The 25,606-nt window shown below is 63.8% G+C and carries 23 protein-coding genes; 10 read left to right on the plus strand and 13 right to left on the minus strand.

Translation table 11 applies throughout. The features are described 5' to 3' along the window. Positions 1-76 precede the first annotated feature (76 nt). Entirely contained in the window at positions 77-967 is an 891-nt protein-coding gene (locus AB4097_RS01195) for a YdcF family protein (RefSeq protein WP_442036431.1), read from the plus strand. Here AB4097_RS01195 and AB4097_RS01200 read toward each other — a convergent pair. Together AB4097_RS01200 and AB4097_RS01205 are read right to left on the minus strand one after the other, a co-directional pair. Next, positions 931-1,209, minus strand: coding sequence for a DUF3253 domain-containing protein (locus tag AB4097_RS01200; protein WP_442036433.1), 279 nt, complete (start codon positions 1,207-1,209; stop codon positions 931-933). The genes AB4097_RS01195 and AB4097_RS01200 overlap by 37 nt on opposite strands. Continuing rightward, positions 1,202-1,894: a DUF599 domain-containing protein gene (locus tag AB4097_RS01205; RefSeq protein WP_442036435.1), complete on the minus strand. Its 693-nt coding sequence runs from the start codon at positions 1,892-1,894 to the stop codon at positions 1,202-1,204. The genes AB4097_RS01200 and AB4097_RS01205 overlap by 8 nt, the downstream gene beginning before the upstream one ends. 71 nt (positions 1,895-1,965) lie before the next feature. Here AB4097_RS01205 and AB4097_RS01210 point away from each other — a divergent pair, with 71 nt between their 5' ends. Next, entirely contained in the window at positions 1,966-2,376 is a 411-nt protein-coding gene (locus tag AB4097_RS01210) for a rhodanese-like domain-containing protein (protein WP_442036437.1), read from the plus strand. Here AB4097_RS01210 and AB4097_RS01215 read toward each other — a convergent pair. The 5 genes from AB4097_RS01215 to AB4097_RS01235 form a co-directional block, all read right to left on the minus strand. Further along, on the minus strand, positions 2,373-2,666 hold the full coding sequence (locus tag AB4097_RS01215) for an acylphosphatase (protein WP_442036439.1): 294 nt from the start codon (positions 2,664-2,666) through the stop codon (positions 2,373-2,375). The genes AB4097_RS01210 and AB4097_RS01215 overlap by 4 nt on opposite strands. Before the next feature lie 117 nt (positions 2,667-2,783). After that, the gene (locus AB4097_RS01220; RefSeq protein WP_442036441.1) at positions 2,784-3,323 is read right to left on the minus strand and encodes a gamma-glutamylcyclotransferase family protein; all 540 of its coding nucleotides are present in this window, start codon (positions 3,321-3,323) and stop codon (positions 2,784-2,786) included. A 199-nt stretch (positions 3,324-3,522) separates the two neighbouring features. Beyond that, positions 3,523-5,523 carry an acetyl-CoA carboxylase biotin carboxylase subunit gene (locus tag AB4097_RS01225; protein WP_442036443.1) on the minus strand — a complete coding sequence of 667 codons (2,001 nt, stop codon included), beginning with the start codon at positions 5,521-5,523 and terminating at the stop codon, positions 3,523-3,525. Between the two features lie 214 nt (positions 5,524-5,737). Further along, positions 5,738-6,628: a DUF6454 family protein gene (locus tag AB4097_RS01230; protein WP_442036445.1), complete on the minus strand. Its 891-nt coding sequence runs from the start codon at positions 6,626-6,628 to the stop codon at positions 5,738-5,740. Between the two features lie 251 nt (positions 6,629-6,879). Beyond that, positions 6,880-8,691, minus strand: coding sequence for an ABC-F family ATP-binding cassette domain-containing protein (locus AB4097_RS01235; RefSeq protein ID WP_442036447.1), 1,812 nt, complete (start codon positions 8,689-8,691; stop codon positions 6,880-6,882). A gap of 114 nt (positions 8,692-8,805) precedes the next feature. On the opposite strand from AB4097_RS01235, the gene AB4097_RS01240 reads away from it, so the two are divergent. Further along, positions 8,806-10,869, plus strand: a complete 2,064-nt coding sequence (locus AB4097_RS01240) for a sensor histidine kinase (protein ID WP_442036449.1) — start codon at positions 8,806-8,808, stop codon at positions 10,867-10,869. Here AB4097_RS01240 and AB4097_RS01245 read toward each other — a convergent pair. After that, positions 10,853-12,280 carry a coniferyl aldehyde dehydrogenase gene (locus AB4097_RS01245; protein ID WP_442036451.1) on the minus strand — a complete coding sequence of 476 codons (1,428 nt, stop codon included), beginning with the start codon at positions 12,278-12,280 and terminating at the stop codon, positions 10,853-10,855. The genes AB4097_RS01240 and AB4097_RS01245 overlap by 17 nt on opposite strands. A gap of 130 nt (positions 12,281-12,410) precedes the next feature. On the opposite strand from AB4097_RS01245, the gene AB4097_RS01250 reads away from it, so the two are divergent. From AB4097_RS01250 to AB4097_RS01260, 3 genes are all read left to right on the plus strand, one after another. Further along, a complete protein-coding gene (locus AB4097_RS01250; protein ID WP_442036453.1) occupies positions 12,411-14,024 on the plus strand; it encodes an ABC transporter ATP-binding protein in 1,614 nt (537 codons plus the stop codon). Between the two features lie 13 nt (positions 14,025-14,037). Continuing rightward, positions 14,038-15,510, plus strand: coding sequence for an aldehyde dehydrogenase family protein (locus AB4097_RS01255; RefSeq protein WP_442036455.1), 1,473 nt, complete (start codon positions 14,038-14,040; stop codon positions 15,508-15,510). Positions 15,511-15,699: 189 nt separating this feature from the next. Continuing rightward, positions 15,700-16,449, plus strand: coding sequence for an SDR family oxidoreductase (locus AB4097_RS01260; RefSeq protein WP_442036457.1), 750 nt, complete (start codon positions 15,700-15,702; stop codon positions 16,447-16,449). Positions 16,450-16,600: 151 nt separating this feature from the next. Here AB4097_RS01260 and AB4097_RS01265 read toward each other — a convergent pair whose 3' ends face one another. Beyond that, the gene (locus AB4097_RS01265) at positions 16,601-16,885 is read right to left on the minus strand and encodes a DUF2218 domain-containing protein (RefSeq protein ID WP_442036459.1); all 285 of its coding nucleotides are present in this window, start codon (positions 16,883-16,885) and stop codon (positions 16,601-16,603) included. 193 nt (positions 16,886-17,078) lie between these two features. Here AB4097_RS01265 and AB4097_RS01270 point away from each other — a divergent pair, with 193 nt between their 5' ends. From AB4097_RS01270 to AB4097_RS01280, 3 genes are all read left to right on the plus strand, one after another. Beyond that, the gene (locus tag AB4097_RS01270; protein WP_442036461.1) at positions 17,079-18,560 is read left to right on the plus strand and encodes an ABC transporter substrate-binding protein; all 1,482 of its coding nucleotides are present in this window, start codon (positions 17,079-17,081) and stop codon (positions 18,558-18,560) included. A 204-nt stretch (positions 18,561-18,764) separates the two neighbouring features. Next, positions 18,765-19,712, plus strand: coding sequence for an ABC transporter permease (locus AB4097_RS01275; protein WP_442036753.1), 948 nt, complete (start codon positions 18,765-18,767; stop codon positions 19,710-19,712). Further along, positions 19,709-20,551, plus strand: coding sequence for an ABC transporter permease (locus AB4097_RS01280; RefSeq protein WP_442036463.1), 843 nt, complete (start codon positions 19,709-19,711; stop codon positions 20,549-20,551). The genes AB4097_RS01275 and AB4097_RS01280 overlap by 4 nt, the downstream gene beginning before the upstream one ends. A 122-nt stretch (positions 20,552-20,673) precedes the next feature. Here AB4097_RS01280 and AB4097_RS01285 read toward each other — a convergent pair whose 3' ends face one another. Next, the gene (locus tag AB4097_RS01285) at positions 20,674-21,672 is read right to left on the minus strand and encodes an LLM class flavin-dependent oxidoreductase (protein ID WP_442036465.1); all 999 of its coding nucleotides are present in this window, start codon (positions 21,670-21,672) and stop codon (positions 20,674-20,676) included. Positions 21,673-21,839: 167 nt separating this feature from the next. Then, the gene (locus AB4097_RS01290) at positions 21,840-22,928 is read right to left on the minus strand and encodes a TRAP transporter substrate-binding protein (RefSeq protein ID WP_442036467.1); all 1,089 of its coding nucleotides are present in this window, start codon (positions 22,926-22,928) and stop codon (positions 21,840-21,842) included. A 573-nt stretch (positions 22,929-23,501) separates the two neighbouring features. On the opposite strand from AB4097_RS01290, the gene AB4097_RS01295 reads away from it, so the two are divergent. Next, positions 23,502-24,266, plus strand: a complete 765-nt coding sequence (locus AB4097_RS01295) for a hypothetical protein (RefSeq protein WP_442036469.1) — start codon at positions 23,502-23,504, stop codon at positions 24,264-24,266. 199 nt (positions 24,267-24,465) lie between these two features. On the opposite strand, the gene AB4097_RS01300 is transcribed toward AB4097_RS01295, so the two are convergent. After that, a complete protein-coding gene (locus AB4097_RS01300; RefSeq protein ID WP_442036471.1) occupies positions 24,466-24,678 on the minus strand; it encodes a SlyX family protein in 213 nt (70 codons plus the stop codon). After that, a complete protein-coding gene (gene trhO, locus AB4097_RS01305; RefSeq protein WP_442036473.1) occupies positions 24,671-25,426 on the minus strand; it encodes an oxygen-dependent tRNA uridine(34) hydroxylase TrhO in 756 nt (251 codons plus the stop codon). The genes AB4097_RS01300 and trhO overlap by 8 nt, the downstream gene beginning before the upstream one ends. Positions 25,427-25,606: the final 180 nt, after the last annotated feature.

Consider the following 25,606-nt stretch of genomic DNA (forward strand, 5'->3'; position numbering starts at 1 on the left):
TGCCGGCCATCTCGATGTGTAACGCGTCACGCTCTTCAGAAGCGGGATCACCGGCACAAGGCCGATGATGACGGAGATGGATTTCCGGTCTGCCGCCGAGAACGAGGTTTCAGGCATCGAAGGCAAAGGATGGCGGGTGTTCTACTACGTCTCGAAAATCGCGTGGTTTTTCGCCACCCCATCCAATCTCCTGATCAGCCTCATTCTTCTTGGATTGATCCTGGCCCTCTTCAAGCGCTTCCGGCGTTTCGGCATCGGCCTGAGCCTCGTCTTCACCCTGTGCACCATCGCCTTGGGGCTTCTTCCCATCGCCAGCTATATCCTGCTCCCGCTGGAAGAGCGTTTCCCGCCCTTCCGCGATGACGGGCAGCCGGTCGTCGGGATCATCCTGCTCGGCGGCTCCGTGGAGGCGGCGGATTCCGCCTCGCGGGGCATGATCGTCTCCAATGAATCGGCCGAGCGTGTCCTCGATACGATTCAGCTCGCCCACCGCTATCCGGGCGCCCGTATCCTGATCTCAGGCGGAGGCGGTACGGTCTTCGGGGACGGGACCGCGGAAGCCCCCATCATCGCGGCCTATTTCAAGAGCATCGGCATCGACCCGGCACGCATGCTGGTGGAGGACCGTTCGCGCACCACATCCGAAAATGCGGTGTTTTCCCGTGAGCTGGCCAAGCCCAAAGAGGGCGAGCGTTGGCTGCTCGTGACATCGGCTTGGCACATGCCGCGTGCCGTTGGCGTGTTCGAGAAGATTGCCTTTCCGGTCACGCCCTATCCGGTGGATTTCCGGACGGGCGGTGGATCCAACACGCAACACCCCTTCTCCTTCATCTCGGAAGGCCTGAGGCGGCTGGATCTTGGAACCAAGGAATGGGTCGGCCTGATCGGTTATTATGCGACAGGGCGGACGTCGAGGCTCTTTCCAGGACCTCAGGTTTCCGCTTCCGAAGGCAGCCCCAACCGATAGGTTCCGCGAAAATCGTCGGGATCGACCGGACGGCCCTTGCGGAGGATGACGATGCGTCCCTCCTTCATGAGGCGCACGGCCACCTTCCGGACCGGCTGCATCAGGGGCCCCCAGCCTTCCGGCTGATTGCCGCCGATGGCCTGAGCCACATCGGCCGGGCCGATGGTCCTGCCAGGGCCACGTTCTTCGAGCAGGGCCAGCATGGTCGCCTCCAACTCCTCGGGTACCGCGTTCTTAGGCATCGGTTGACCTCAAGGCTGCATCATGAGCATCGGACAGGAACTGCCGTCGCCACATGACGAGGAGAACACCGGCCGTTGCGCCGATGAAGAGATAGGCGCTTACGAACCAGCCGAGATAGGCCAGCGAGAAGAAAAAAGCCCGTTGTCCCCGATTGAAATGCTTGCCCGCCACCGCATTCATCGCGGCGGCCTGACGGGCGACCGTCAGCGCCTCCTCGCGGTTGTTCTCCTTCAGCACGGGAACCGCCCCGACGATGATCGCCATGTAGTTGAACAGGCGGTACGACCAGGCAAACTTGAAGAAGGCATAGACGAAGATCACCGCGAGGCCGATCACCTTCACGTCCCAACCGAGCCGCGTCGGCGGCTCTCCGAACGGGAGATCGGCGAAAAGCGGCAGCACGGAATCGGCCGAGCGCAGGAGAGCCAGCACGCCGCCGATGGCGATGAGCGACGTCGAAGCGAAGAACGCGGTGCCGTTCATGAGCGAGGCCATGATGGTGGTGTCGACGATCCGGTTCTCCCGCACCACCATCTGCTCCATCCAGCGGTAGCGGTACTGGTTCATGAGCCTGTTGAGGCTTGTCTGCCCGGCAGGCGTGAGTTCGAGCGCGGCATGATACCCGAGCCAGGCGATGAGGAAGAAAGCCAGCGCCCCATAATCGAGATTGGTGAAACCCAGCACCCGTCGCCTCCAGTTGACTCCGCCGCCATCTTGCCCAGTTTGTGCAAAGCCTCAATGGGGAGCGACCCTTCATGTCTCAGACGATCACCCGCGGCTACAAGGCATTGCTCGACGAAGCCAATGCGAAGATCAGGACCTTGCCCGTCGCCGAGGCCATAGCCTTGCACGGCCGGGACGACGTGGTCTTCGTGGACCTGCGCGACCCCCGTGAGCTCGAGCGCGAGGGCCGCGTTCCCGGCGCGGTGCATTGCCCGCGTGGCATGCTGGAATTCTGGATCGATCCGGAAAGCCCTTATCACAAGCCCGTTTTCGCCCAGGACAAGACCTTCGTGTTCTTCTGCGCCGCAGGATGGCGCTCTGCACTGTCGACGAAAACGGCACAGGACATGGGACTGAACCCGGTCGCTCATGTGGAAGGCGGCTTCACCGCCTGGAAGAATGCGGGCGGTCCGGTCGAGACTGGGGCACCGGCAAAAGGTTAGGCCGTTCCCCGAACCTCGAACCGACCCGAAAGATCGTCTTCGCGATCGCCCTGATCGAGGATCTCGACCTTATCCACCCGCGAGCCGGCGGGCCCCTCGTGACAGGCCTTCAGCATCAACTCGACGAGGTTCTCGGGCCCCGCGAACACCGCCTCGACCGTCCCGTCCCGCCGGTTGCGGACCCAGCCCTTGAGGCCATGCAACTGCGCCTGATGCTGGGTCCAGGCGCGAAAACTCACGCCCTGGACGAGTCCATGGATCAGTACGTGTGACGTTCGATGTGCGGTCATCAGGCCCTATCGTTAGTGCGGTATGACGCCAGCCGTCATTTCGTCCAGCGTCTGGATAATGCGCTCTGCATTCTGCGGATCCAGCGTGCGCAGGATTTCGTCGGCTTTCACGCGGGCTCAGCGGGTCTTGCGGATCGTCCCCGAAGGAGCGCCCCAGAGCGGGCGGACTTTGGGAACTTGAGACACCGTTCCGGCGGGTTGGGTCCTGGGCAACCACCCGCCTAGGCTCCGAATGTAATCCTCCGGCAGGCCTGCAAGCCGGGCGGCCTCCACAACACCTTCCATATAGCCCGGCAGCGGGGTGCCCGGCGTGGCGCTCCGTCCGATATAGACTACGGCCCGGCGCGGCCCATGCTCCGTCACGATGGGCTGGATGACCTTGGTGTAGAGGCCCGTCGCGAGGCTCTCGTAGCGGTCGAGGGCAGGCATGTCCGCCAGGGCCAAGTCCCAGACCATGCCCCACACGGCGCGCTGCGGATCCCGCATCACGGAGGCATAGCCTTCCTCGAAGATGATGAAGCGATGCCGCATGAGCCGCCCGATACCGACCGGCTTGGACGCGGGGCAGCGCTGGAGCATGGCGGCTTGGTCCATGTTGGACCCATAGGCGAAATAGAGGGGCATGGACTTCAGGGCCTTCTTCTTTGCCGGTGTCATCAGGAGATTTTGCCCATCTCCTCCACGTCATCACCGGCCTTGTGTCGGTGATCCCGATGACATGAAGGGCCGAGCTTTTCTCTATCGGGATGGCCGGGACAAGCCCGGCCATGACGTCCAGGTTGTATTTTCCGAAAGCTGTATCCCGCTTATTTAGTCGCTGGCCGATCTTGAAGAATACCGACCGAATGTGACCGCGTTATGCGAATTCCATGATCACCGCATCGACCGCGAGGCTGTCGCCCTCCTTGGCATGGATCTTGGAGATGGTGCCGTCGCGCTCGGCGCGCAGGACGTTCTCCATCTTCATGGCCTCGACGATGCAGAGCGGCTCACCCGCCTTGATCTCCTGGCCGACGCTGACGCTGATCGCCTTCACCAGACCCGGCATCGGGCAGAGCAACTGCTTGCCCGTATCGGCCTCCAGGCGCTCCGGCATAAGGGCGGCGAGTTCCGCCTCGCGCCTGGTGTAGACCCGCACCTCGGCCGCAGCACCCGCGTGGGACAGGACCACGCCGTTGAGGATCGGCCGGACCTGCACCGCAATCTGCTCGCCGCCGACCGCGCCGTTCCAGACCGGTTCGCCGGGCACCCAACCCGATACGATGGGCCAGGACTGACCGCCGATTACGACAGCAAAGCCGCCGTCGATGTCCTCGATCACGACCTCGTGCCGCTCCCCGCCCAGCATCACCACCCGCTCGCGATCGAACTGCACGCTGGATGCCTGCCGCATCTGGCCCGAGATGTGGCGCTTGCGCTCGTTGAGCAGGTGATCGATGGCAGCCCCGACGGCTGCCATCCTGAGCGCCACCTCGCCTTCCGGGGCCGGAGCCTTGAACCCTTGGGGAAATTCCTCGGCGATGAAGCCGGTGGAGAGCTTACCCGACTGCCAGCGCGGATGCTGCATCAGGGCCGAAAGGAACGGGATGTTGTGGCGGATTCCCTCGATGGCGAAGGCATCGAGGGCCGTCGCCTGCGCCTCGATGGCCTGGAGGCGGGTCGGCGCATGGGTGACGAGCTTGGCTATCATCGGGTCGTAATAGATCGAGATCTCGCCGCCCTCGTAGACGCCCGTGTCGTTGCGCACCGTGACACCGCCCTGCTCGCCTTCCTGCGGCGGGCGGTAGGTCACGAGGCGGCCCGTGGAGGGCAGGAAGTTGCGCACCGGGTCTTCCGCATAAATGCGGCTCTCCACCGCCCAGCCGTTGAGCTTCACGTCGGACTGCGACAGCCTCAAGGGCTCGCCGGCGGCGACGCGGATCATCTCCTCCACCAGATCGATGCCGGTGATCATCTCGGTGACCGGATGCTCCACCTGCAGGCGGGTGTTCATTTCGAGGAAGTAGAACGACTTGTCCTGACCGGCCACGAACTCCACCGTTCCGGCGGAATCATAGCCCACGGCCTTGGCGAGAGCGACAGCCTGCTCGCCCATGAGGCGGCGGGTGGCCTCGTCGAGGAGCGGCGACGGGGCCTCCTCGATGACCTTCTGATTGCGGCGCTGGATCGAGCATTCGCGCTCGCCGAGATAGATCACGTTGCCGTGCTTGTCCCCGAGCACCTGGATCTCGATGTGACGCGGATCCGTGATGAATTTCTCGACGAAGACCCGGTCGTCGCCGAAGGAGGACGCCGCCTCCGACTTAGCGCGGGCGAAGCCCTCGGCGACCTCGTCGGCGGAGTACGCGATGCGCATACCCTTGCCGCCACCGCCGGCCGAGGCCTTGATCATGACCGGATAGCCGATCTCATTGGCGATCTGCGCCGCCTGTTCAGGGCCCTCGATCACCCCGAGATAGCCCGGCACAGTCGAGACCTTGGCGGCGGCTGCCGCCTTCTTCGACTCGATCTTGTCGCCCATGGCCGCGATGGCGCCCGGGTTCGGGCCGATGAACACGATTCCCGCCTCGGCCAGCGCCTTGGGAAAGGCCTCTCGCTCGGAAAGAAAGCCATATCCGGGGTGGACCGCCTGGGCGCCGGTCGCCTTGCAGGCCTCGATGATCTTCTCGATCACAAGATAGGACTGGGCGGCGGCGGCCGGGCCGATATGGACGGCCTCGTCGGCCATTTCCACGTGCAGGGCATCCCGGTCGGCATCGGAATAGACCGCCACGGTCTTGATGCCCATGCGCCGGGCGGTCTTGATGACCCGGCACGCAATCTCGCCCCGGTTCGCAATCAGGATCTTGTCGAACATGAACCCTCGAACGCTCCACCCAAACAAAACTAAGCCCCACCTCCGTTACTGCACATCCGTGCCTTGGGGAAGCGGGGCTTCGTCAGCATTTAGCGTTAGACGGCAAACCGGGCCCTTGGGAGCTTGGTCTTGTCCTCTTCGCCCCACCTTCCCTGGCTCGATCCAGGCGCCTGGGCCGGTGATGACGTCGTAAGCGTATCGGCTTTGTCCGATGCTACTTCACGTCGGTCTCGTAGATATAGAGCGTGGACTTGTCGTCCTCGGGCATGAAGTAGCCGCGGATTCCGCCATCGCTCGCTTCCATCCAGACCGGGTTGTGGGTCATGTCCATACCCGAGGCGGACCAGAGCAGGACCGGCGTCTGGAAGATCGGGCGCCCATCTGCGAGGTTGACGAGGTCGAGCCCGCCGAGACGGAACAAGGGTGCGTCCGGCGAGATCCGCATCTCGGTCACGCCGGAGCACAGCATGCGGCTTTTGCCGGCATATTTGCAGTCCTGGTAATCGAGGTAATGGGAGGTGTTGAGCGTCCTGAGCTTCTCAGGGCTTTCGTTCGCATTCGTCGGCTTTCCGCTGTCGTCGAGAGACCAGCGGTAGAAGCGGCGCGAACCCCAGCTGACGCCATGCAGGGTCTTGTCGTCGGTGTTGTGCACCAGGCCGCCCACATGGTCGGCAAAGCGGAACATCTCCTCGGCCTTCATCGTCTCCGGGTCGACCCGGTAGATGATGGAGCGGCTGTTCGGCCGGTACTCGGCGACGGGAACCCAGATGTACTTGCCGTCGTAGTCGATGCCGCCCGGGTGATAGATCGTGCCCTCGCCGAGGGTGATCTCATCGATGAGGTTGCCCTTCATGTCGATCTTGAACAGGTGGCCGACACCGGCGCCCGTGTCGCGGTCGTAGCCGTCCACCGGCTGCGGGAACCGCTTGGTCGGTTCCTTGATCTCGACAGAGGACACGAACAGCGTGTCGCCGATCTTCACCATGCCCTGCGGGTGATGGGTCAGGAAGTTGATCGGAACAGCAGAGACCGGCTTCCACTGGGTCCCACGCGACAGCTTCGTCACGCGGTCGGCCAACACATCCCGGTCGGGTTCCGCCGCCATGAGAGCCACAGGCGCAGCCCCGAGGCAGAGCATCGTCAGAATCGCAGTCAGGCAACGTCTCGAAAAGCACTCCATCGCGTTCCTCCTAATGACGATCCGCTTCTAGCGAGCGGGTGATGTCACTTTAGTGAAGTCCGGGATTCTGTCAGCCTCTCCCTTCATGTCATCACCGGCCTTGTGCCGGTGATCTCAATCGGAAAGGCGCATCGCTCTTCTGACCGGAATTAGCCGGGACAGGCCCGGCCATGACGCTACCCCTCCAGTTCCTCCCGCAGCATCTCCAGCTCAAGCCAGCGTTCCTCTGCCGCGTGCAGTTCCGTCTGGAGCTGCGTCAGCGCATCCATGGCCTTCTGGAAGCGGGCCGGGTCCCGGCTGTAGAGTTCGGAATCGGCCATGATCTCCTGGACCTTGGCGATCTTGGCCTCCAGCTCTTCCATGCGCTTGGGCAGGGTTTTCAGGTCGTGTTGCTCGTTGAAGCCGAGCTTGCGCTTCGACGTCGAAGCGGACGCGGCCGCCGATTTCTCGGCATTCCTGGGCTTTGCTTCCTTCTCGACCACGCGGGCCTGAACGCCACGGCCCCGCTGGGCGACCATGTCCGTGTAGCCGCCCGCATACTCGATCCAGCGCCCGTCGCCTTCCGAGACCAGGACGGAGCTGACCGTCCGGTCGAGGAAGTCGCGGTCGTGGCTGACCAGGATCACGGTGCCGGAATAATCCTGGATCATCTCTTCCAGGAGATCGAGGGTTTCGAGATCGAGATCGTTGGTGGGCTCGTCGAGCACCAGCAGGTTGGAGGGCTGGGCCAGGGCCCGGGCCAGCATGAGGCGGTTGCGCTCGCCCCCGGAGAGCACGCCCACGGGGGTTCGGGCCTGCTCGGGCGCGAACAGGAAGTCCTTCATGTAGCCGACGACGTGCTTCGTCTGCCCGCCGATCGTGACCGTGTCGCCGCGCCCGCCCGTCAGGGTCTCGGCCACGGTGGCGTCGGGGTCGAGGCTCGCGCGGCGCTGGTCGAGGGTGACCATCTGCAAGTTTGAGCCGAGCCGCACCCGTCCCTCGTCCGGCGCCAGGACGCCCGTGAGCAGGTTGATGAGGGTCGTCTTGCCCGCCCCGTTCGGCCCGATGATGCCGAGCCGGTCGCCACGCAGGACACGCAAGGACAGGTTGGACACGATTGCGCGGTCGCCGTAGGATTTCGAGATGCCCTCCGCCTCGACCACGAGGGTGCCGGATTGCTCGGCCTCGGCAAGGCTCATATTGACCGTGCCGACGGCGCGCTGGCGGTCCCGGTACTGCTGGCGCATGGCCTGGAGGTTGCCGAGGCGGCGCACATTGCGCTTGCGCCGGGCGGTCACCCCGTAACGCAGCCAGTCGGCTTCGGCCACGAGCTTGCGGCCCAGCTTGTGATGCTCCGCCTCCTCCTGCTCAAGGACCTGATCGCGCCATTCCTCGAAATAGGCGAAGCTCCGATCCATGCGGCGGGTCCTGCCCCGGTCGAGCCAGACGGTGGCCTGGGACAGGCTCTCCAGGAAGCGGCGGTCGTGGCTGATCAGCACGAGGGCGGACCGGAGACCCTTCAGCTCTCCTTCCAACCACTCGATCACCGGGAGGTCGAGATGGTTCGTCGGCTCGTCGAGGAGCAGTATGTCGGGCTGGGGCGCCAATACATGGGCCAGGGCCGCGCGACGGGCCTCGCCGCCGGAGAGGTCCGAAGGCTTCTCCTCGCCGGTCAGCCCCAGTTGCTCCACCAGGTAGCGGGCCCGATAAGGGTCGTCGCCCGGTCCCAGGCCCGCCTCCACATAGGCGAGCGTCGTGGGATAGGCCGAAAGATCCGGCTCCTGAGCCAGATAGCGCACGGTCGCCCCGGGCTGCACGAAGCGCTTGCCGCGGTCCGCCTCGATAAGGCCTGCGGCGATTTTGAGCAGGGTGGATTTGCCCGAGCCGTTGCGGCCGACGAGGCAGGCCCGTTCGCCCGGCGAGACGGAAAGGTCGGCACTCTCGATCAGCGGTGTGCCGCCGAAGGTGAGAGCGATATCCTGAAGGAGAAGAAGAGGAGGAAGCGCCATTCCCGCTCACCTGACACCTCTTCGTCGCAGATGCAAGACCGGTCCCCCTTGCTAGAGGGGGTGGACGGTTACCGCAGTTTATGATCCCCTTCCCACGTTAAGCTGAGCGTTTGCATGACACTGACGAGGCGTCTGCTTCTTCTTGCTGTGATCTCGGTTCTTCCGGCGATCGTCATCTGGACTTACACGGAAGTCTCGCTGCGCCGCGCACGGGAAGCGGAGGTGAACGACCTCGCCATACGGCAGGCACAGCTTGTGGACGCGGAAATCGAGCGGATCTTCGACGGCATCCACAGCCTTCTGCTGGCCGTGGACGAATCCCCGTCCATCCGCTCCTTCGACACGGCAGCGTGCAGCTCCTACATGAAGGCCATCCAGGAGAAGGTGCCCTATGTGCTGTCCTTCGTGGCGATGGACATCAGCGGGCATATCCGCTGCCGCCCAACAGGGACCGTGGACACGCAGCACTATTATGCCGATCGCTCGTATTTCCACCAAGCCCTGGGAGAAAAGGATCTTGTCGTCGGCGAATATACTCCGGTCTTCGAGGAAGGGGACCTCGCCCCCCATCCCGTCCTGCCTCTCGCCCTGCCGATCTGGAACGACCGGGGCGACGTGGTCGGCGTCCTGGCGGCGGCGCTCGATCTTCAATGGCTCGGCCAAAAGCTGAAGGAGCGCACCGTCCCGGATGACGGCTCCCTGACGGTAGCCGATCGGAGGGGCATCGTCCTTGTCCAGAACCCCAATCCGGAGCAGCTGATCGGAAAGCTTCTGCCTCCGGAATATATGCGTCAGGCGAAGGCGAAAAGTCCCGGGACTGCGGAAACCACGAGCGTCGACGGCGTCCGCCGCATCATCGGCTACATCCCGATCGCGATGCCCCCCCACGACATCTACATCAATGTGGGCCTGTCGACGAAGGCGGCTTTCGCATTGATCAACCAGGCGGCGAGACGCGGCTTCATGCTGATCGCGGCCGCGCTCATCCTGGCCCTGTCCCTGTCCGCCCTTCTCAGCCGCGCTTTCATCACCAAGCCCTTCGAACTCGTGACCGGCGGCATACGCGCCTGGCGGCAGGGCGATTATCAGGCTCGCATTGCCCTGCCGGGAAAATCCGGGGAGTTCGGCATCCTGGCGCGGGCCTTCAACGACCTGATGGACGATGTGGCCGAACGGCAGAAGGCGCTTCAGGCCAGCGAGGAGCGCGCGCGCCTTGCCCTGGAAGCGGGGCACATGGGTACTTGGTGGTTCGACCCCAACAAGAATGTCGGCGGCTGGTCCAGCCAGGCAGCAACGATGCTCGGACTGTCTCGCCACACCGAGACGATGGACAACAAGTACTGGCTGGAAATCCTCCACCCCGAAGACTTGGATCGCGTCATCCAGAAATGGTACGACGCCGTCAAGAACCAGGGAGACTACCAGGACGAATACCGGATCCGACTCCCGAACGGCAGCCTGCGCTGGATCAACTCCAAGGGCCGCGTCTTTTTCGACATCCAGAAGAGGCCCGCCTATTTCATCGGCATCTTTCAGGACATCACGGAACAGAAGCACGCGGAAGAACAGCAGCGCTTCTTCCTCGACGAGCTGAATCACCGGGTGAAGAACACCCTGACCACCGTCCAGTCCATCGCGTCCCAGACCCTGCGCACCACGGAGTCTCCGGCCCAGTTCAAGGAAGCCTTCGAGGGCCGGTTGCTCGCACTGTCGAAGACGCACAACCTGCTGACCCGCAAGTCATGGCGCGAGGCGGAGCTGCGTGACGTGGCGGAGCAGGAACTGGCGCCCTATCGCAAGCAAGGCGACGAGCGGGTCGTGCTGACGGGACCCGATGTCAGGCTCCCGGCACGCTATGCCATCAATCTCGGATTGGTTCTGCACGAGCTGGTGACGAATGCGGCCAAATACGGGGCGCTCTCGACCAATACGGGGCTTCTCGAAGTAAGCTGGTCGATCACCGAGCATGAGGATCATCCGGATCAACTGCGCATCTGCTGGACGGAAAGCGGCGGCCCTCCCGTGCCGCCGCCCAAACGCCAGGGTTTCGGCTCCCGCCTGATCCGCCGCAGCATCGAGGGCGAGCTCGGTGGCCTCATGGTCCTCAACTTCGCGGAAGGCGGCGTCGCCTACGACATCTCCGTGCCGCTGGCTCACGTGGCTAGCGCAGCAGCATAGACAGCAGACGGTTCATGCGGCTGCCGTAAGGCGGCTTCGTCATCCCGGCGCCGTTGAAGCGGGCCTGCCGGAAGACGGATCTCGCATGGCTGAAGGTCCGGAAACCAGCCTCGCCGTGATAGGCACCCATGCCGCTCGAACCCACCCCGCCGAAGGGCAACTCCTCCTGCACGCAATGGAGCAGCGTATCATTGACGGTCACGCCGCCCGAGATGGTCAGCTCAAGGATTCGGTCAACAGCCCTGCGGTCATGACTGAACGGATAGAGCGCCAGCGGATGCGGCCGCGCCGCGATGAAGCGGCAGGCTTCGTCGAGATCGTCATATGCCACCACCGGCAGCACGGGACCGAAGATCTCCTCGCTCATGACGAGCGCAGGATCCGGCACATCCGTCAGGACCACGGGCGCCATTTTTCGGCATGATGGATCGAACGTCTCCCCTGCTGGATTGATCTCGTGCACGCGAGCGCCGCGGGACTGGGCGTCCGCCACGAGCTGACGAAGGCGCTCGTAATGCCGGTCGCTGACGATCGCCGTGTAATCGGGATTGTCAGCAAGTGTTGGATAGAGCCGCGCCACCGCATCGCGGAAGGCCGACACGAACGCGGCCGTCAATGGGCGCGGCACGAGTACGTAATCGGGCGCGATGCAGGTCTGCCCCGCGCTGAACAGCTTGCCCAGGGCAATCCGCTCGGCCGCCTTCTCGACCGGATAATCGGCCGCCACGAGGGCGGGAGATTTTCCTCCCAGCTCCAGCGTCACCGGTACGAGGTTGTCGGCCGCCGCCTGCATGACCTGACGCCCGACCGCCGTGGAACCAGTGAAGAACAGATGATCGAGCTTCAGGCGCGCGAACGCCTTCGCCACATCCGGCCTGCCCTGCACGACCGCGACTTCGGACCGGTCGAACACCTCGCCGATCACCTTCTCCAGCAGGGTGGAGGTGTGCGGCGTGATCTCCGACGGCTTGATCATGACCCGGTTGCCCGCCGCCAGCGCTCCGGCGAGCGGCGAGAGCGTAAGCTGGACCGGGTAGTTCCAGGGACTGATGATCCCGACGATGCCGAGCGGCTGATAAAGCACCCGCCCCTGCCCCGGCTGGAACATGAGCTGGATCGGTCGGCGCCTCGGCTTCATCCAGGTGCGGAAATGTTTTCGCGCGTGGCGCAGGGCCGCCACCACCGGGTAGAGATCGGCGAGCTTCGTTTCATGAAAGGAGCGATGCCCGAAATCGGCCGCGATGGCCTGTGCGAAATCCTCCGCATGGCGGACGATGGCATCTGCCAGTCCCTCAAGACACGCGGCCCGCCGCTTGGGCGAGAGAGGCCCGTGCTCTGCCAAGGCGGAGCGCTGCGCGCCAAGGCAGGCCTGAAGCCTATCTCTCACCGGATTGGGAACGGCATCATGCACGTCGTCGGAACTCCATCTGAGGGTGATGATATGGCGGAGCGGGCACCATTCTCAACATGACGCGGAACAAGATGGATTGACGAAGCGGCAGAGATCGCAAGGATGAGCGTCCAATCTCCGCAGGAGCATGATGTTGAGCTCTCCTTCCCCCGTGCTGTCGATCCAAAACCTCTCCATCGGCCTCCCTGCCCTGGCCGACCGGCAGCATGCGATCAAGGACCTGTCGCTTTCCATCAATCCGGGCGAGACACTCTGCGTCGTGGGCGAATCCGGCTCCGGCAAGTCCATGACCGCCATGGCGGTCATCGGTCTCCTCGCGGCGGGGGTCAAGGTTCTGTCCGGTTCGATCCGTCTCGGCGACCGCGATCTCCTCGCCCTCGATGAGACCGGCTGGTGCGACGTGCGCGGCCGGGAGGTCGGCACCGTGTTTCAGGAGCCGATGACATCCCTCAATCCGGTGATGCGAGTCGCCGACCAGATCGCGGAAACCTTTCGGGCCCATGGCCTTCTAAAGCCAGCCGAGCGAGAGAAGCGCGTCCTCGACCTCCTCACGGAGGTCAACCTGCCGAACCCTGAACTGATCGCGAAGGCCTATCCGCACGAGCTCTCGGGCGGCCAGCGCCAGAGGGTGATGATCGCCATGGCGCTCGCCCTGGAGCCGAAGCTCCTGATCGCCGACGAACCGACGACGGCCCTCGATGTGACGACCCAGGCCCAGGTCCTGAAGCTGATCGACAACCTGCGCCGCAAGAAGGGTACCGCGGTGCTCTTCATCACCCACGATTTCGGCGTCGTGGCGGAGATTGCCGATCGGGTCGCCGTTCTCCAGCAGGGGGAACTCGTCGAGCAGGGACCGGCCGACGAGGTGCTGACGCGGCCCCAACACCCCTACACGAAGCGCCTCCTGGCAGCGGTGCCTTCACTGACCCCGCCGGCCCCGAAATCTCTTGCCGGACAGCCCATTGCCCTGAAGGTCAATGACCTGACCAAGGCCTACGGCGGACGCGGATTCTTTCGCAAGAGCCGCGAGGTCCAGGCCGCCGATGCGGTGAGCTTCGATGTCCGGCGCGGAGAAACTCTGGGTCTCGTCGGTGAATCGGGCTCCGGCAAGTCGACCGTCGGGCGCTGCGTGCTGCGCCTGATCGAGCCCGACGGCGGGGTCATCGAGATTGGGGATCTGAACTTCGGCGCATTGTCCCAGCGCGAGTTGCGCCCCTACAGGCGCCGGATCCAGATGGTGTTCCAGGACCCCTTCGCCTCCCTCAACCCGCGCCGCACCGTCGGGCGCATCATCGCCGAGGGCCCGATCACGCAAGGGGAAGATCCGGCGAAAGCGCTGGACGATGCCCGGATCCTCCTGGAGAAGGTCGGCCTGCCTGCCCAGGCGATCGAGCGCTATCCGCACGAGTTCTCCGGCGGCCAGCGCCAGCGCATCGGCATCGCCCGGGCGCTCGCCATGAAGCCGGACGTGCTGGTGGCGGACGAAGCCGTCTCCGCCCTCGACGTGTCGGTCCAGGCGGAGATTCTCAAGCTGCTCCGAGGGCTTCAGGAAGAGCTCGGTCTTGCCATTCTCTTCATCACCCACGATCTGCGGGTCGCCGCCCAGATCTGCGACCGCGTGGCAGTTATGCAAAAAGGCCGGATTGTAGAAATGGCGGAAACCGCGCAACTCTTCGCGCATCCGCGGGATGCGTATACGCGTCAGCTGCTGGCCGCCGTGCCAGGCATGAACAAGATGATTTAGGGAGACGACAACCGTGAACGATCAGGTCAGCACGACCCTCGCGCCCAACATGGTGTTCCAGAACCTCATCGGAGGTCAGGAGCGCCCGGCTTGCGACGGAATAACCCTCGACGTGCTCTCGCCGATCGACGGCTCGCTCCTCGCCCGCATCGCCGCCGGAACGGCCCATGACATCGACGAGGCCGTCAAGGCCGCCCGCGCGGCCTTCGAGGGCTCCTGGGGCAAGCTGACCGCGACGGAGCGCGGACGCCTGCTCATGAAGCTCGCCGCCGCCGTCGAGGCCCGCGCGGACGAGCTTGCCATCCTGGAGAGCCGCGACAACGGCAAGCCCCTGCGCCAGTCTCGCGCCGACGCCATCGCGCTCGCCCGCTACTTCGAGTTCTACGGCAGCGCCGCCGACAAGCTGCATGGGGACGTGATCCCCTATCTCAGCACCCATTTCATCGGCGTCGAACGGGTGCCGCACGGGGTCACCGGCCACATCGTGCCTTGGAACTACCCGATGCAGATTTTCGGCCGTTCTGTCGGCGCGGCCCTCGCGGCCGGCAACGCCACCGTGGTGAAACCCGCGGAGGATGCCTCGGTCACCATCCTGCGCGTCTCGGCGCTCGCCCGCGAAGTCGGCTTCCCGGACGGTGCCCTCAACGTGGTGACGGGTCTCGGCCGCACGGCGGGCGCGGCGCTCGCCGCCCATCCCGGCATCGATTTCCTGTCCTTCACCGGCAGCCCCGAGACCGGCACCGCCGTTCAGACGGCAGCGGCCAGGAACCATGTGGGCGTCACCCTCGAACTCGGCGGCAAGTCGGCCCAGGTCGTATTCGACGATGCCGATCTCGAGCGCGCCCTCCCCACACTCGTCAATGCCATCATCCAGAACGGCGGCCAGACCTGCTCGGCCGGCAGCCGCCTGCTGATCCAGCGCGGCATCTTCCAGGAAGTGGTCGACGCGGTGGCCGAGCGTTTCCGGACGCTCCGCGCCGGGCATCCCGAGCACGAGCCCGATCTTGGGCCGATGATCAACCAGGCCCAGCAGCGCCGCGTCCTCGGCTATCTGGAGCGCGGCCGCAACGAGGGGCTGAACGTTATCGGCGAAGGCGCGGTGGCGTCCGATGCTCCGGCCGGCGGCTATTACGTGGCTCCCGCCTTCCTGGCTCCGGTGCCGCACGAGAGCATCCTGTCCCAGGAAGAGGTCTTCGGTCCGGTTCTGGTGGCGACGCCCTTCGACGACGAGGCGGAGGCTGTCCGGCTTGCCAACGGCACGCCCTACGGCCTTGCCGCAGGCGTGTGGACCCGCGACGCCATGCGTTCGACCCGAGTCGCCCGTGCCATCCGGGCAGGTCAGGTCTTCGTGAACTGCTACGGCGCCGGCGGCGGCATCGAGCTGCCCTTCGGCGGCTTCGGCCGCTCGGGCCACGGCCGTGAGAAGGGCTTCGAGGGTCTGGTCGAGTTCACGACGACCAAGACGCTCGTCATCGCGCATGGATAAAGCGAGGACGGCTCGCACCTCCTATGTCATCACCGGCCTTGTGCCGGTGATCTCGATTGGAAGAGCGCAGCGCTTCACAGAAGCGGGATGGCCGGCACAAGGCCGGCCATGACGTCATAGGATGGCTGCCGTTTCACTACCTCTATCCCTCCTCACAAGGAGGAAAACACATGTCGAAAGGGAAGAAACATGAATCGCCTTGAAGGCAAGGTGGCGCTCATCACCGGCGCCGGATCCGGATTTGGTCTGGGCATCGCGGAAACCTTCGCCCGCGAGGGCGCGAAGGTCGCCATCATCGACATCAATGAAGCAGCGGCCAAGGCTGCTGCGGAGAAGATCGGCACTTCCGCCATCGGCCTTGCCGCCGACGTATCGAAGGCCGCCGATGTGAATGCCGCCGTGGAGAAGACCATCACGTCCTTCGGCAAGCTCGATATCGTCGTCAACAACGCTGGCATCAGCCATCGCAACCGGCCGATGCTGGAAGTCGAGGAAGACGAGTTCGACCGCGTTTTCGCTGTCAACGTGAAGTCGATCTATCTCTTCGCCAAAGCGGCCGTTCCGCTGATGCAGAAGCAAGGCGGCGGCGCGATCATCAATGTGGGCTCGACGGCGGGCCTGCGCCCTCGTCCCGGTCTCACCTGGTACAACAGCACCAAGGGTGCCGTGCACACCATGACCAAGTCCATGGCCGTGGAGCTGGCCCCCAACAAGATTCGCGTCTGCGCGCTTGCGCCAGTGGCCGGCGAGACGCCGCTTCTCGCCACCTTCATGGGCGAGGACACACCCCAGAAGCGCGAGCTGTTCGTCAACTCGATCCCGCTCGGCCGCTTCTCCACCCCGCAGGACATCGCCAACGCGGCGCTCTATCTCGCCTCGGACGAGGCCAGCATGATCACCGGCGTGGTGCTGGAGGTCGACGGCGGGCGGTGTATTTAGCCCCCCTACCGACGTCATCACCGGCCGTGTGTCGGTGATCTCGACTTGTTAGAGCATAGCGCCCATCGGGATGGCCGGGACAAGCCCGGCCATGACGACAGCGTGTCATTCCCGGCCTTTCAGCTGCCGGGAATGACATGAGGCAATCTCTTCAGGCCTTCCACTCGAATGGCAGCGGAGCTTCCTTGAAGGCGAAGCGGTCGAGATGGGAGGCAACGACGCCTTTCATCCTCTGAAGCGTCTCGCCGTCCTCCGCTTCCACGCTCACCGTCAACGCATCGGGATCGGCCTTCATCGTCGCGACGGCGGCCGGGAAGCGGACGATGCCCTCGTTCTCCGAGAGCTGGACGTCGAGCTTGTGGCTCCAGTGCTTGCAGAGCTGCTGGAGGTATCTGGCGCCGTTGGTGGTCGGCACCCGTGCGGTCTCAAGAGCCATTTCAAGCCTTTCATGCTGCCCGAGGCCCCCTACGGTGGGGTTCGGCAGATCATTTCATCCCGATGCTTAAGTCCCAGCGACGCCTAAGTTAAGTGAAGAATCCGTAATCAGCATCTTCCATCCGGCGCGGGCCTGCGTAAGCTGGTGCCATCGCGACCTGTCGCACCTCCCTCTGGATGGAGTTCAAGCCCTGATGACGAAGCGCCTCCTGACTGCCGCCCTGTTCCTCTCCGTCAGCGTCATCCCGGCCTTTGCCGCCAAGACCTCCCTCGTGGTGGGCATGCCCATCGAGCCGCCGGGCCTCGATCCGACGATAGCCGCTCCCGTGGCCATCCGCGAAGTGACCTGGGTCAACCTCTACGAGGGTCTCGTGCGGATCGACCGGAACGGCAAGGTCCAACCGCTGCTGGCGAAGAGCTGGGAAATCATGCCGGACGGGCTGACCTATACCTTCCACCTGCAGGAAGGCGTGAAGTTCCACGACGGCTCGACCTTCGATTCGGCCGATGTGAAATTCGCCTTCGACCGCGCGCGCGATCCGAAATCGACCAACGCGCAGAAACAGATCTTCGCGCCGATCACCTCCATCGAAACGCCGGATCCCGCGACCGTGGTGATCAAGCTCAAGGAGACCTCGGGCAACTTCCTGTACTATCTCGGCTGGGGCGACGCGGTGATCGTGGCACCGGAATCTGCGGCTAACAATGCTGCCAATCCGGTCGGCACGGGCCCCTTCAAGTTCAAATCCTGGACGCGCGGCGACCGAGTGGAGCTCGTGCGCAACCCGGATTACTGGCAGAAAGACAAGACCAAGCTCGACAGCGTCACCTTCCGGTTCATCAGCGACGCGCAGGCTCAGGTCGCAGCCCTCAAGGCCGGCGACGTGGATGCCTTCCCCAATCTCGGCGCGCCGGAACTCTTCGCCGAGTTCCAGAAGGATTCACGTTTCAAGGCCGTCGCCGGAAACACGGAGGGCGAGGTCGTCGCCGGCATGAACAATGCCAAGAAGCCCTTCGACGACGTGCGCGTGCGCCGCGCGCTGATGCATGCGGTGGACCGCAAGGCGCTGGTCGATGGCGCCTATTCGGGTTTCGGACAGCCCATCGGCAGCTTCTTCTCGCCAAACAATCCGGCCTTCGTGGACATGACGGGCGTCATTCCCTACGACCCCGAGAAGGCGAAGGCTCTGCTGCAGGAGGCGGGATACGGCAACGGCCTGTCCATTACGATCAAATCGCCCCAGATGGCTTATGCAAGCCGCTCAGCGGAGCTCCTCTCGGCGATGCTGTCCGAAGTCGGCGTCGACCTGAAGATCATTCCGACGGAATTCCCGGCGAAGTGGATCGAGGAAGTGTTCAAGGCCAAGGACTACGACATGACCATCGTGGCTCATACGGAGCCGCTGGACATCGATATCTTCGCCCGCGACAACTATTACTTCAACTACAAGAACGACACGTTCAAGACGCTAGTGGCGGACGCCTCCAAGACCACGGACGAGAAGGCCCGCTACGCGAAATATGCGCAGGCGCAGAAGATCCTGGCCGAGGACGTCCCCGCCCTCTTCCTTTTCCAGCTGCCGAAGCTCGGCGTCTGGAACGCTAAGGTGCAGGGTCTGTGGGAGAACTCGCCGATCCCGTCGAACGACGTCACAGAGGTTTCGTGGACGGAGTAAACTCGCGCATGTCTGCGCACCGTCCTTCATGAGAAACCTCCACACGTCATGGCCGGGCTTGACCCGGCCATCTCGATTGGAAGGACTCTTTGCTCTTCGGATCGTCATCACCGGACAAGGCCGGTGATGACGGAATTGATCATCTTCGATCAGACCACCCACCGCCCTCACCTCCAGGGAATGGGAACGGATAGTACCTGAATGATGCCGCGTCTCATCATCTCGCGCCTCGTCTCGCTGGCCGTCACGCTGCTGGCCGTCTCGCTGGCGATCTTTCTCATCCTGGAAGTGCTTCCCGGTGATCCGGCCGCCATCATGCTCGGCACGGCGGCCCGGGAGGACACGCTCGCTGCCTTGAGACAAGAACTCGGGCTCGATCAGCCGGCGCTCGTGCGCTACCTGCATTGGGTCGGCGGGCTCCTGCACGGCGATCTCGGGCAGTCGATCACCTACAAGATGCCGGTTTCGACACTCGTGGCGGAACGCATGAACGTGACGCTGCCGCTGAGCCTGCTCGCAATCCTGATCTCGACCGTGCTCGCGCTGCCGCTCGGCGTGGCGGCGGCGGCAAGGCGCGATGGGATCGTGGATCGCGCTGTGCTCGTATTCAGCCAACTCGGTGTGGCAGTGCCGAACTTCTGGATCGGCCTGCTGTTCATCCTCTTCTTTTCGACCTGGCTCGGCTGGTTTCCGGCCGGCGGCTTCCCTGGCTGGAATGCGGGGATCTGGCCGGCCTTCCAGGCTCTTCTGCTCCCCGCCGTGGCGCTCGCCCTGCCCCAGGCCGCCGTGCTGACGCGCGTCACACGCTCTGCAACCCTCGAAGTGATCGGCGCCGATTTCGTGCGCACCGCCCGTGCCAAAGGCGTCGACAAGGGCGGCACCCTGCGCCGTCACGTGGTGCCGAATGCGCTCATTCCGGTCACGACGATCCTGGGACTGCAGCTCTCGTTCTTCTTCGGCGGCGCGATCCTCGTCGAGAATGTGTTCAACCTGCCGGGCCTCGGGAGGCTCGCCTATCAGGCGCTCAACCAGCGCGACCTCGTGGTGATCAAGGACATCGTGCTGATCTTTTCCGGACTTGTGATCGTCGTGAACTTCATCGTCGATATCGGCTATGCCATCCTCGACCCGCGCCTGCGGGGGCGGTCATGAGCAAGCGTTCCCGCATCCCGCTGAATTCCGCCCTCGTCATCGGCGGCATTCTCACGACGCTGCTGATCGTCACCGCCCTCGTGTCGCTCGTCTGGACGCCGGAAGTGCCGACGCGCGTGCGCGTCGCCATGCGCCTGAAAGCGCCCGGCGAACTCGGCCTCCTCGGCACGGATCATTTCGGCCGCGACGTGACTTCGCTCCTCATGGTCGGCGCCTGGAACTCGCTCGCCATCGCGTGGCCGGCGGTTCTCCTGGGAGCAGCCATCGGCACGGCTATCGGCTGCGCGGCCGCCGCCTGGAAGGGCATCGCCGACGAGATCGCCATGCGCGTGTCGGACGTGGTCTTCGCGTTCCCCGCCGTGCTCTCGGCCATCATGATCGGCGCATTGGTCGGTTCGGGTCCGCTGGCGGCGATCCTGGCGATTGCTGTATTCAACATTCCCGTCTTCGCCCGCGTCACGCGCGGCGTCGCGCTGCAGGTCTGGACGCTGGACTACATCGCGGCGGCCCGCGCCATCGGCAAGCATCCGCTGCGGATCACCTGGGAAGACGTGATGCCCAACATCGCGGGTGCGCTGATCGTCCAGGTGACGATCCAGCTCGCGCTCGCCATCCTGACCGAAGCGGGCCTGAGTTATCTGGGCCTTGGCGTGCGCCCGCCCAATCCGAGCTGGGGCCGCATGTTGAGCGACGCGCAGACCTATCTCTCCCAGGCCCCTCACCTGGCCATCGCGCCCGGCGTCGCCATCGCGCTGTCGGTCTTGGGCCTGAACCTGCTGGGCGACGGATTACGCGACGCGCTCGATCCGACCTTGAAGGGACGAGGCGGGGCGGCTTAGGGCGTGACAGCTTTGATGTCCACATGCACGTCGCCATCGACCTTGTGCCGGTGATCCCGATACCGTGGAGCGCCGCGCTTTTCCAATCGGGATAAGGCCAGCCATGACAGGGGGCGGATGGTTCACGCAGCCCGCTTCATCGCCTCGCGCACCTCGCTCAAGATCTCGTACGAGCGGAGACGCTTGGAGTTGTCGTAGATCGCAGCCGCGACCATGACCTCGTCCGCCCCCGTCTGGGCGATGAAGCCTTCCAGACCCTCGCGCACCGTCTTGGCTGAGCCGACGAAGGAGCAGGACAGCATGTTCATGGCCTGCGCCTTCTCATGCGGTGACCAATAGCTCTCGATGTCGTCGATGGGTGGCTGGAGCTTGCCGCGGGCGCCGCGGAACAGGTTGGTGAAGGATTGCTGCGCCGAGGTGAAGAGATGGCGCGCCTCCTCGTCCGTATCGGCGGCGATCACGTTGACGCCCACCATAGCGTAGGGCCGGTCGAGCTGGGCCGAGGGCTGGAAGCGCTCACGATAGACCTGCAGTGCCTGCATCAGGGCGCCGGGCGCGAAATGGGACGCGAAGGCGTAAGGCAGGCCGAGCATGGCGGCGAGCTGCGCACCGAACAGGCTGGAACCGAGAATCCAGATCGGCACGTTCGAGCCCGCTCCCGGCACGGCCTGGATCGCCTGATCGGGTTGGACGGGCCCGAGAAGCGCCTGCAACTCGAGCACGTCCTGTGGGAAGGTGTCGGCCGACGTGGGATCGCGGCGAAGCGCGCGCAGCGTGCGCTGGTCCGTGCCCGGAGCGCGGCCGACGCCGAGATCGATGCGTCCCGGGAACAGCGCATCGAGAGTGCCGAACTGCTCGGCGATCACCAGGGGCGAGTGGTTCGGCAGCATGATGCCGCCAGCGCCGATCCGCATGGTCTTCGTACCGCCGGCTACATGGCCGATCACGACGCTCGTCGCGGCGCTCGCGATGCCGACCATGTTGTGATGCTCGGCGACCCAGTAGCGATTGTAGCCCCAGGCTTCAGCGTGCTGCGCCAGATCGAGCGTGTTGCGCAAGGCATCGGAGGGCGTGAAGCCTTCGGGAACGGGCGCGAGATCGAGAACGGAAAAGGGAGGCATGAATCATCTTTCTGGTACGGTTCAAGGCCGGACAAGGGTTGCCATGAGATCATCATTCTAAGGGCCGGATGCAACCCTTCAGCCTCCCGTTTGGGGCACACCAGCCCTGCAAAGAAAAACCCGGCGCTTGAGACGCCGGGTTTTTCACTATGATCGTCGATTTAGACTTAACCGCGGGTGCGGGCGCGGATCATGTAGGTGTCGAAGGCGTATTCGGCGACTTGGAACCAGAGATATTCCTCGTTGCGGAAGGCGCGGAGCGAGTCGATTAGCTTCTTGAAGTCCGCATTCTGCGCGGAGATTTCCGCATAGACCTCGTTCGTCGCCTTGTAGGCAGCGTCGAGGATTTCCTGCGAGAACGGACGCAGCTGGGCGCCGGCGCCGACGAGGCTGCGCAGGGCGGCCGGGTTCTTGGCATCGTACTTGGCCAGCATGTCCATGTTGGCGGCCATGCAGCCGGCCTGCAGGATCGCCTGATAGTTCTTCGGCAGGGATTCCCACTTGCCCTTGTTGAACATGAAATGGAGCGTCAGGCCGCCCTCCCAGAAGCCCGGATAGTAGTAGTACGGCGCGACTTTCTGGAAGCCGAGCTTCTCGTCGTCGTAGGGGCCGATCCACTCGGCAGCGTCGATGGTGCCGCGTTCCAGCGACGGATAGATGTCGCCGCCCGCCACCTGCTGCGGGATGACGCCGAGCTTTGCCATCACCTGACCGGCGATGCCGGCGATGCGCATCTTGAGGCCCTGGAGGTCCTGAACGGTCTTGATCTCCTTGCGGAACCAGCCGCCCATCTGCGTGCCCGTGTTGCCGCCCGGCAGAGCATAGAGATTGTGCTTCGCCATGAAGTCGTTGACGAGGCCGATGCCGCCGCCGTGATACTGCCAGGCATTGAGCTGGCGGGCGTTGAGTGTGAACGGCACCGCGGCGGCGGCCGCGAAGGTCGGATCCTTGCCGACATAGTAGTAGGCGGCCGTATGGGCCATTTCGACCGTGCCGGCCGAGACTGCATCCGCCGCCTGGAAGGTGCCGACGATCTCACCCGCGGAGAACGGCTGGATCTGGAACTTGCCTTCGGTCGCTTCCGACACGTACTTCGCCAGGAAGTCGGCTCCACCGTAGATGGTGTCGAGCGACTTCGGGAAGCCCGACGTCAGACGCCAGCGGATTTCCGGGTTCGACTGAGCGATGGCGGGCTTGGCAACCGCGCCGGCAGCGAGACCTGCACCGGCGGTTGCGAGAAAATGACGGCGTTTCATCGGAGCCTACTCCAGTTCGAGGGCTGTCGCGCTTTGAGGAAGAGTCGGTAACAAGGGATGGCCGACCCTGAGTAAAGTTAGACGAAAGAAGAAGTTCGCATACCTGCTTTTCGGCAAAAGGCTCTCTCCTTGCGTTCATTCCAAGCCTCAACCCAACCTCAACCTGTTGATATCTTAGACATGTTGCTTCACTCGACGGACGATTCTTTGCCGATACTATGTTGCGATATTCTTTTAGGCATGAATTCAATGCAGGGGTTCTCTGCCAAGCTTGCATGGGCAGCATGGCACGGGAGGGACAACTAAGGAATGTACCGCTTTGAGGCCAAGTCCACCTGCCCCTCCGCCCGTTCTTCAATGATATAAAGTAGATGAAATTAATCGTCATTTCGACAGATGTTTCATTCTAGTAGATTCTGACGACTTTGCAGGATTTACTTAAAAAAGTATCAGTATCACTGAAGCATACCTCCAAGGAGATAAGAAGATCCTTTCCACATGCCACAGTTCAGCCGCAATCTTTAATTGAGTTTACCCAAGCAAGGGGAAGAGCCAACGCGCTCTTATAGGCCGATGAACAAAACGCTTATTTTGCTTGGTGCGTCCATCGTCACGCTCGGGACGATGTCCGGTGGTGCGGAGGCCCGGCTGATCCGCTACGAGATCAACGGGAAGCACTATTCCTACAGCACGAACAACCGCGCTCAAACGGCCGAGGCCAAGAAGCGGATCGCGGCGGCCAGGGCGGCGGAGGCCGCGAAGGCAAAAGCCGAGGCAGAACGGGCCAAGAACCCGCTCGTGGCGGCTTTCGGCTCGACAACGCAAAAGGAAGCCACCGAGGCGCATAAGCGGCTTGAGAAAATCCTGTCCGGCCCGACGGAATACATGGCAGTTTCCCAGTCCGCTGGCGACCGCTCGGGTACTACCGACAAGAAGCCCCAGGACAAGCAGGCCTCGCAGCCGTCCGTCACCAAGCCCTCTCAACAGCCTGTGACCGTCGTCCGGGCGCCGGCCAAACGGATCATGGCTTCCGCCTCGGGCTCGCTTGCATCTCTGGTGATCGCCGAGCCGGTTGACCCGCAGAGCCGCACGAAGGTGAGGTCCGTCTCCTTCGACATCCAGAGCGGGATCAAGACGACGATCATGATCGACGGTACAATCGAGGAAGAGCCGTTCGACAGCAGCGCCCTCACCTTCCTCGCTCCCGAACCGGAGAAGGTGAACAGCCTGACGGCCTTCGTGAACCTATTGCGCAAGACGGCGCCCGAGGACACGACCGGCTCGATCAGAACCAGCGTGGCAGAGCCGGAAGACTCAAGCCTGGTCCGGCATCGGTAAGGACGCGGGAGCGGCTTCAGGCTCGTTCCTTGTTACGAATAAGAGAATCCCAAAACACGGCGCCGCTGACACGGCGCCGTTCGCTCGTTGGATGAGGCTGGAGCATAGGACGCAAAGTGGGAACCGGGTTTGCGTGCACAGATACGAGAAGCCAAAAACTTAAAGCATGGGACGTGCGTCCGCATTCACGTCCGATGCTTTAGTAGTGCGGCGGGGGAGGTTCGGGCGCGGATGGCCCGCCTGTGTTGTCTTCGACCTCCTGGACACGGTCGAGCAGCTCGTTGAGCTGCCGTCTCAAGCTGTCGATCAGCTTCCACTGGGCGATGACCGTCTGGTTCAGGTCCTCGATCACCTGGTCCTGATAGGCGGCGCGCACCTCGAGCGCCTCGATGCGGGTCTCGAGATCACTCATCGGATTGCCCTGCCCCACCCGGCTGCTCCACGAGCCCATGGCCGAGCGCGACGCGCTCGTCGAACACGAAGCACCCACCGTTCCAGCGGCTCTCCGCTTCAGGAACGTCCTCCAAGTATTTCAGGATACCGCCCTTGAGGTGGAACACCTCCTCGAAGCCCTGGGCCAGCATGTAGGAACTGGCCTTTTCGCACCGAATCCCGCCGGTGCAGAACATGGCGACCTTCCTGTGCTGCTTCGGGTCGAGCTCGTTCTTCACGAAATCCCTGAACTCGCTGAAGCGCTTGATCCGAGGATCGACCGCTCCCTCGAAGGTGCCCATCTCGACCTCGAAATCGTTGCGGGTGTCGACCAGCACGATTCCGGGCTCATCAAGGAGCCTGTTCCACTCGGTGGGCGACACATAGGTCCCGACCCGGCGCAGCGGATCGGTCTGCGGATCGCCGAGCGTCACGATCTCCTTCTTGAGCCGGACCTTCATCCGCTTGAACGGCATCTCGGCCGAGGTCGAGAACTTAAGCTCGAGATTGTCGAGACGGCCCTCGAAGAGCGGGCCGCCGCGGAGCTCGGCCATGAGGCTGTCGATGGCAGCATCGGTTCCCACGACCGTCCCGTTGACGCCCTCATGGGCAAGGAGCAGCGTGCCCCGGATCCCGAGATCCAGGCAGAGCGTGTGCAGGGGTTCCCTCAGCTCGCGGAAATCCTGCAGCGGGACGAACTGGTAGAGAGCGGCAACTTTGTACGTCATGGCGGCTGTTTACCAGCAGCATTCAGAGGAGGAAACCCGCCTGCCCCGCCCTTAGTGTCGCTTCGTTGGCCCTACCCCACCACGTCATCACCGGCCTTGTGCCGGTGATCTCGATTGGAAGAGCGCAGCGCTTCACAGAAGCGGGATGGCCGGCACAAGGCCGGCCTTGACGGGTGGGCG

The sequence above is a fragment of the Microvirga sp. 2MCAF35 genome, assembly GCF_052115545.1.
In the GTDB taxonomy this organism is placed as follows: Bacteria; Pseudomonadota; Alphaproteobacteria; order Rhizobiales; family Beijerinckiaceae; genus Microvirga.

Excerpts from the sequence above, each read along its gene's own strand:
- AB4097_RS01270 (WP_442036461.1), top strand. The coding sequence starts at position 17,079 with ATGACGAAGCGCCTCCTGACTGCCGCCCTGTTCCTCTCCGTCAGCGTC.
- AB4097_RS01295 (WP_442036469.1), top strand. The coding sequence starts at position 23,502 with ATGAACAAAACGCTTATTTTGCTTGGTGCGTCCATCGTCACGCTCGGG.
- AB4097_RS01300 (WP_442036471.1), bottom strand. The coding sequence starts at position 24,678 with ATGAGTGATCTCGAGACCCGCATCGAGGCGCTCGAGGTGCGCGCCGCC.
- AB4097_RS01280 (WP_442036463.1), top strand. The coding sequence starts at position 19,709 with ATGAGCAAGCGTTCCCGCATCCCGCTGAATTCCGCCCTCGTCATCGGC.
- AB4097_RS01210 (WP_442036437.1), top strand. The coding sequence starts at position 1,966 with ATGTCTCAGACGATCACCCGCGGCTACAAGGCATTGCTCGACGAAGCC.
- AB4097_RS01225 (WP_442036443.1), bottom strand. The coding sequence starts at position 5,523 with ATGTTCGACAAGATCCTGATTGCGAACCGGGGCGAGATTGCGTGCCGG.
- trhO (WP_442036473.1), bottom strand. The coding sequence starts at position 25,426 with ATGACGTACAAAGTTGCCGCTCTCTACCAGTTCGTCCCGCTGCAGGAT.
- AB4097_RS01285 (WP_442036465.1), bottom strand. The coding sequence starts at position 21,672 with ATGCCTCCCTTTTCCGTTCTCGATCTCGCGCCCGTTCCCGAAGGCTTC.
- AB4097_RS01260 (WP_442036457.1), top strand. The coding sequence starts at position 15,700 with ATGAATCGCCTTGAAGGCAAGGTGGCGCTCATCACCGGCGCCGGATCC.
- AB4097_RS01250 (WP_442036453.1), top strand. The coding sequence starts at position 12,411 with ATGTTGAGCTCTCCTTCCCCCGTGCTGTCGATCCAAAACCTCTCCATC.
- AB4097_RS01290 (WP_442036467.1), bottom strand. The coding sequence starts at position 22,928 with ATGAAACGCCGTCATTTTCTCGCAACCGCCGGTGCAGGTCTCGCTGCC.
- AB4097_RS01230 (WP_442036445.1), bottom strand. The coding sequence starts at position 6,628 with ATGGCGGCGGAACCCGACCGGGATGTGTTGGCCGACCGCGTGACGAAG.
- AB4097_RS01215 (WP_442036439.1), bottom strand. The coding sequence starts at position 2,666 with ATGACCGCACATCGAACGTCACACGTACTGATCCATGGACTCGTCCAG.
- AB4097_RS01235 (WP_442036447.1), bottom strand. The coding sequence starts at position 8,691 with ATGGCGCTTCCTCCTCTTCTTCTCCTTCAGGATATCGCTCTCACCTTC.
- AB4097_RS01195 (WP_442036431.1), top strand. The coding sequence starts at position 77 with ATGGATTTCCGGTCTGCCGCCGAGAACGAGGTTTCAGGCATCGAAGGC.
- AB4097_RS01240 (WP_442036449.1), top strand. The coding sequence starts at position 8,806 with ATGACACTGACGAGGCGTCTGCTTCTTCTTGCTGTGATCTCGGTTCTT.
- AB4097_RS01220 (WP_442036441.1), bottom strand. The coding sequence starts at position 3,323 with ATGACACCGGCAAAGAAGAAGGCCCTGAAGTCCATGCCCCTCTATTTC.
- AB4097_RS01265 (WP_442036459.1), bottom strand. The coding sequence starts at position 16,885 with ATGGCTCTTGAGACCGCACGGGTGCCGACCACCAACGGCGCCAGATAC.
- AB4097_RS01200 (WP_442036433.1), bottom strand. The coding sequence starts at position 1,209 with ATGCCTAAGAACGCGGTACCCGAGGAGTTGGAGGCGACCATGCTGGCC.
- AB4097_RS01275 (WP_442036753.1), top strand. The coding sequence starts at position 18,765 with ATGCCGCGTCTCATCATCTCGCGCCTCGTCTCGCTGGCCGTCACGCTG.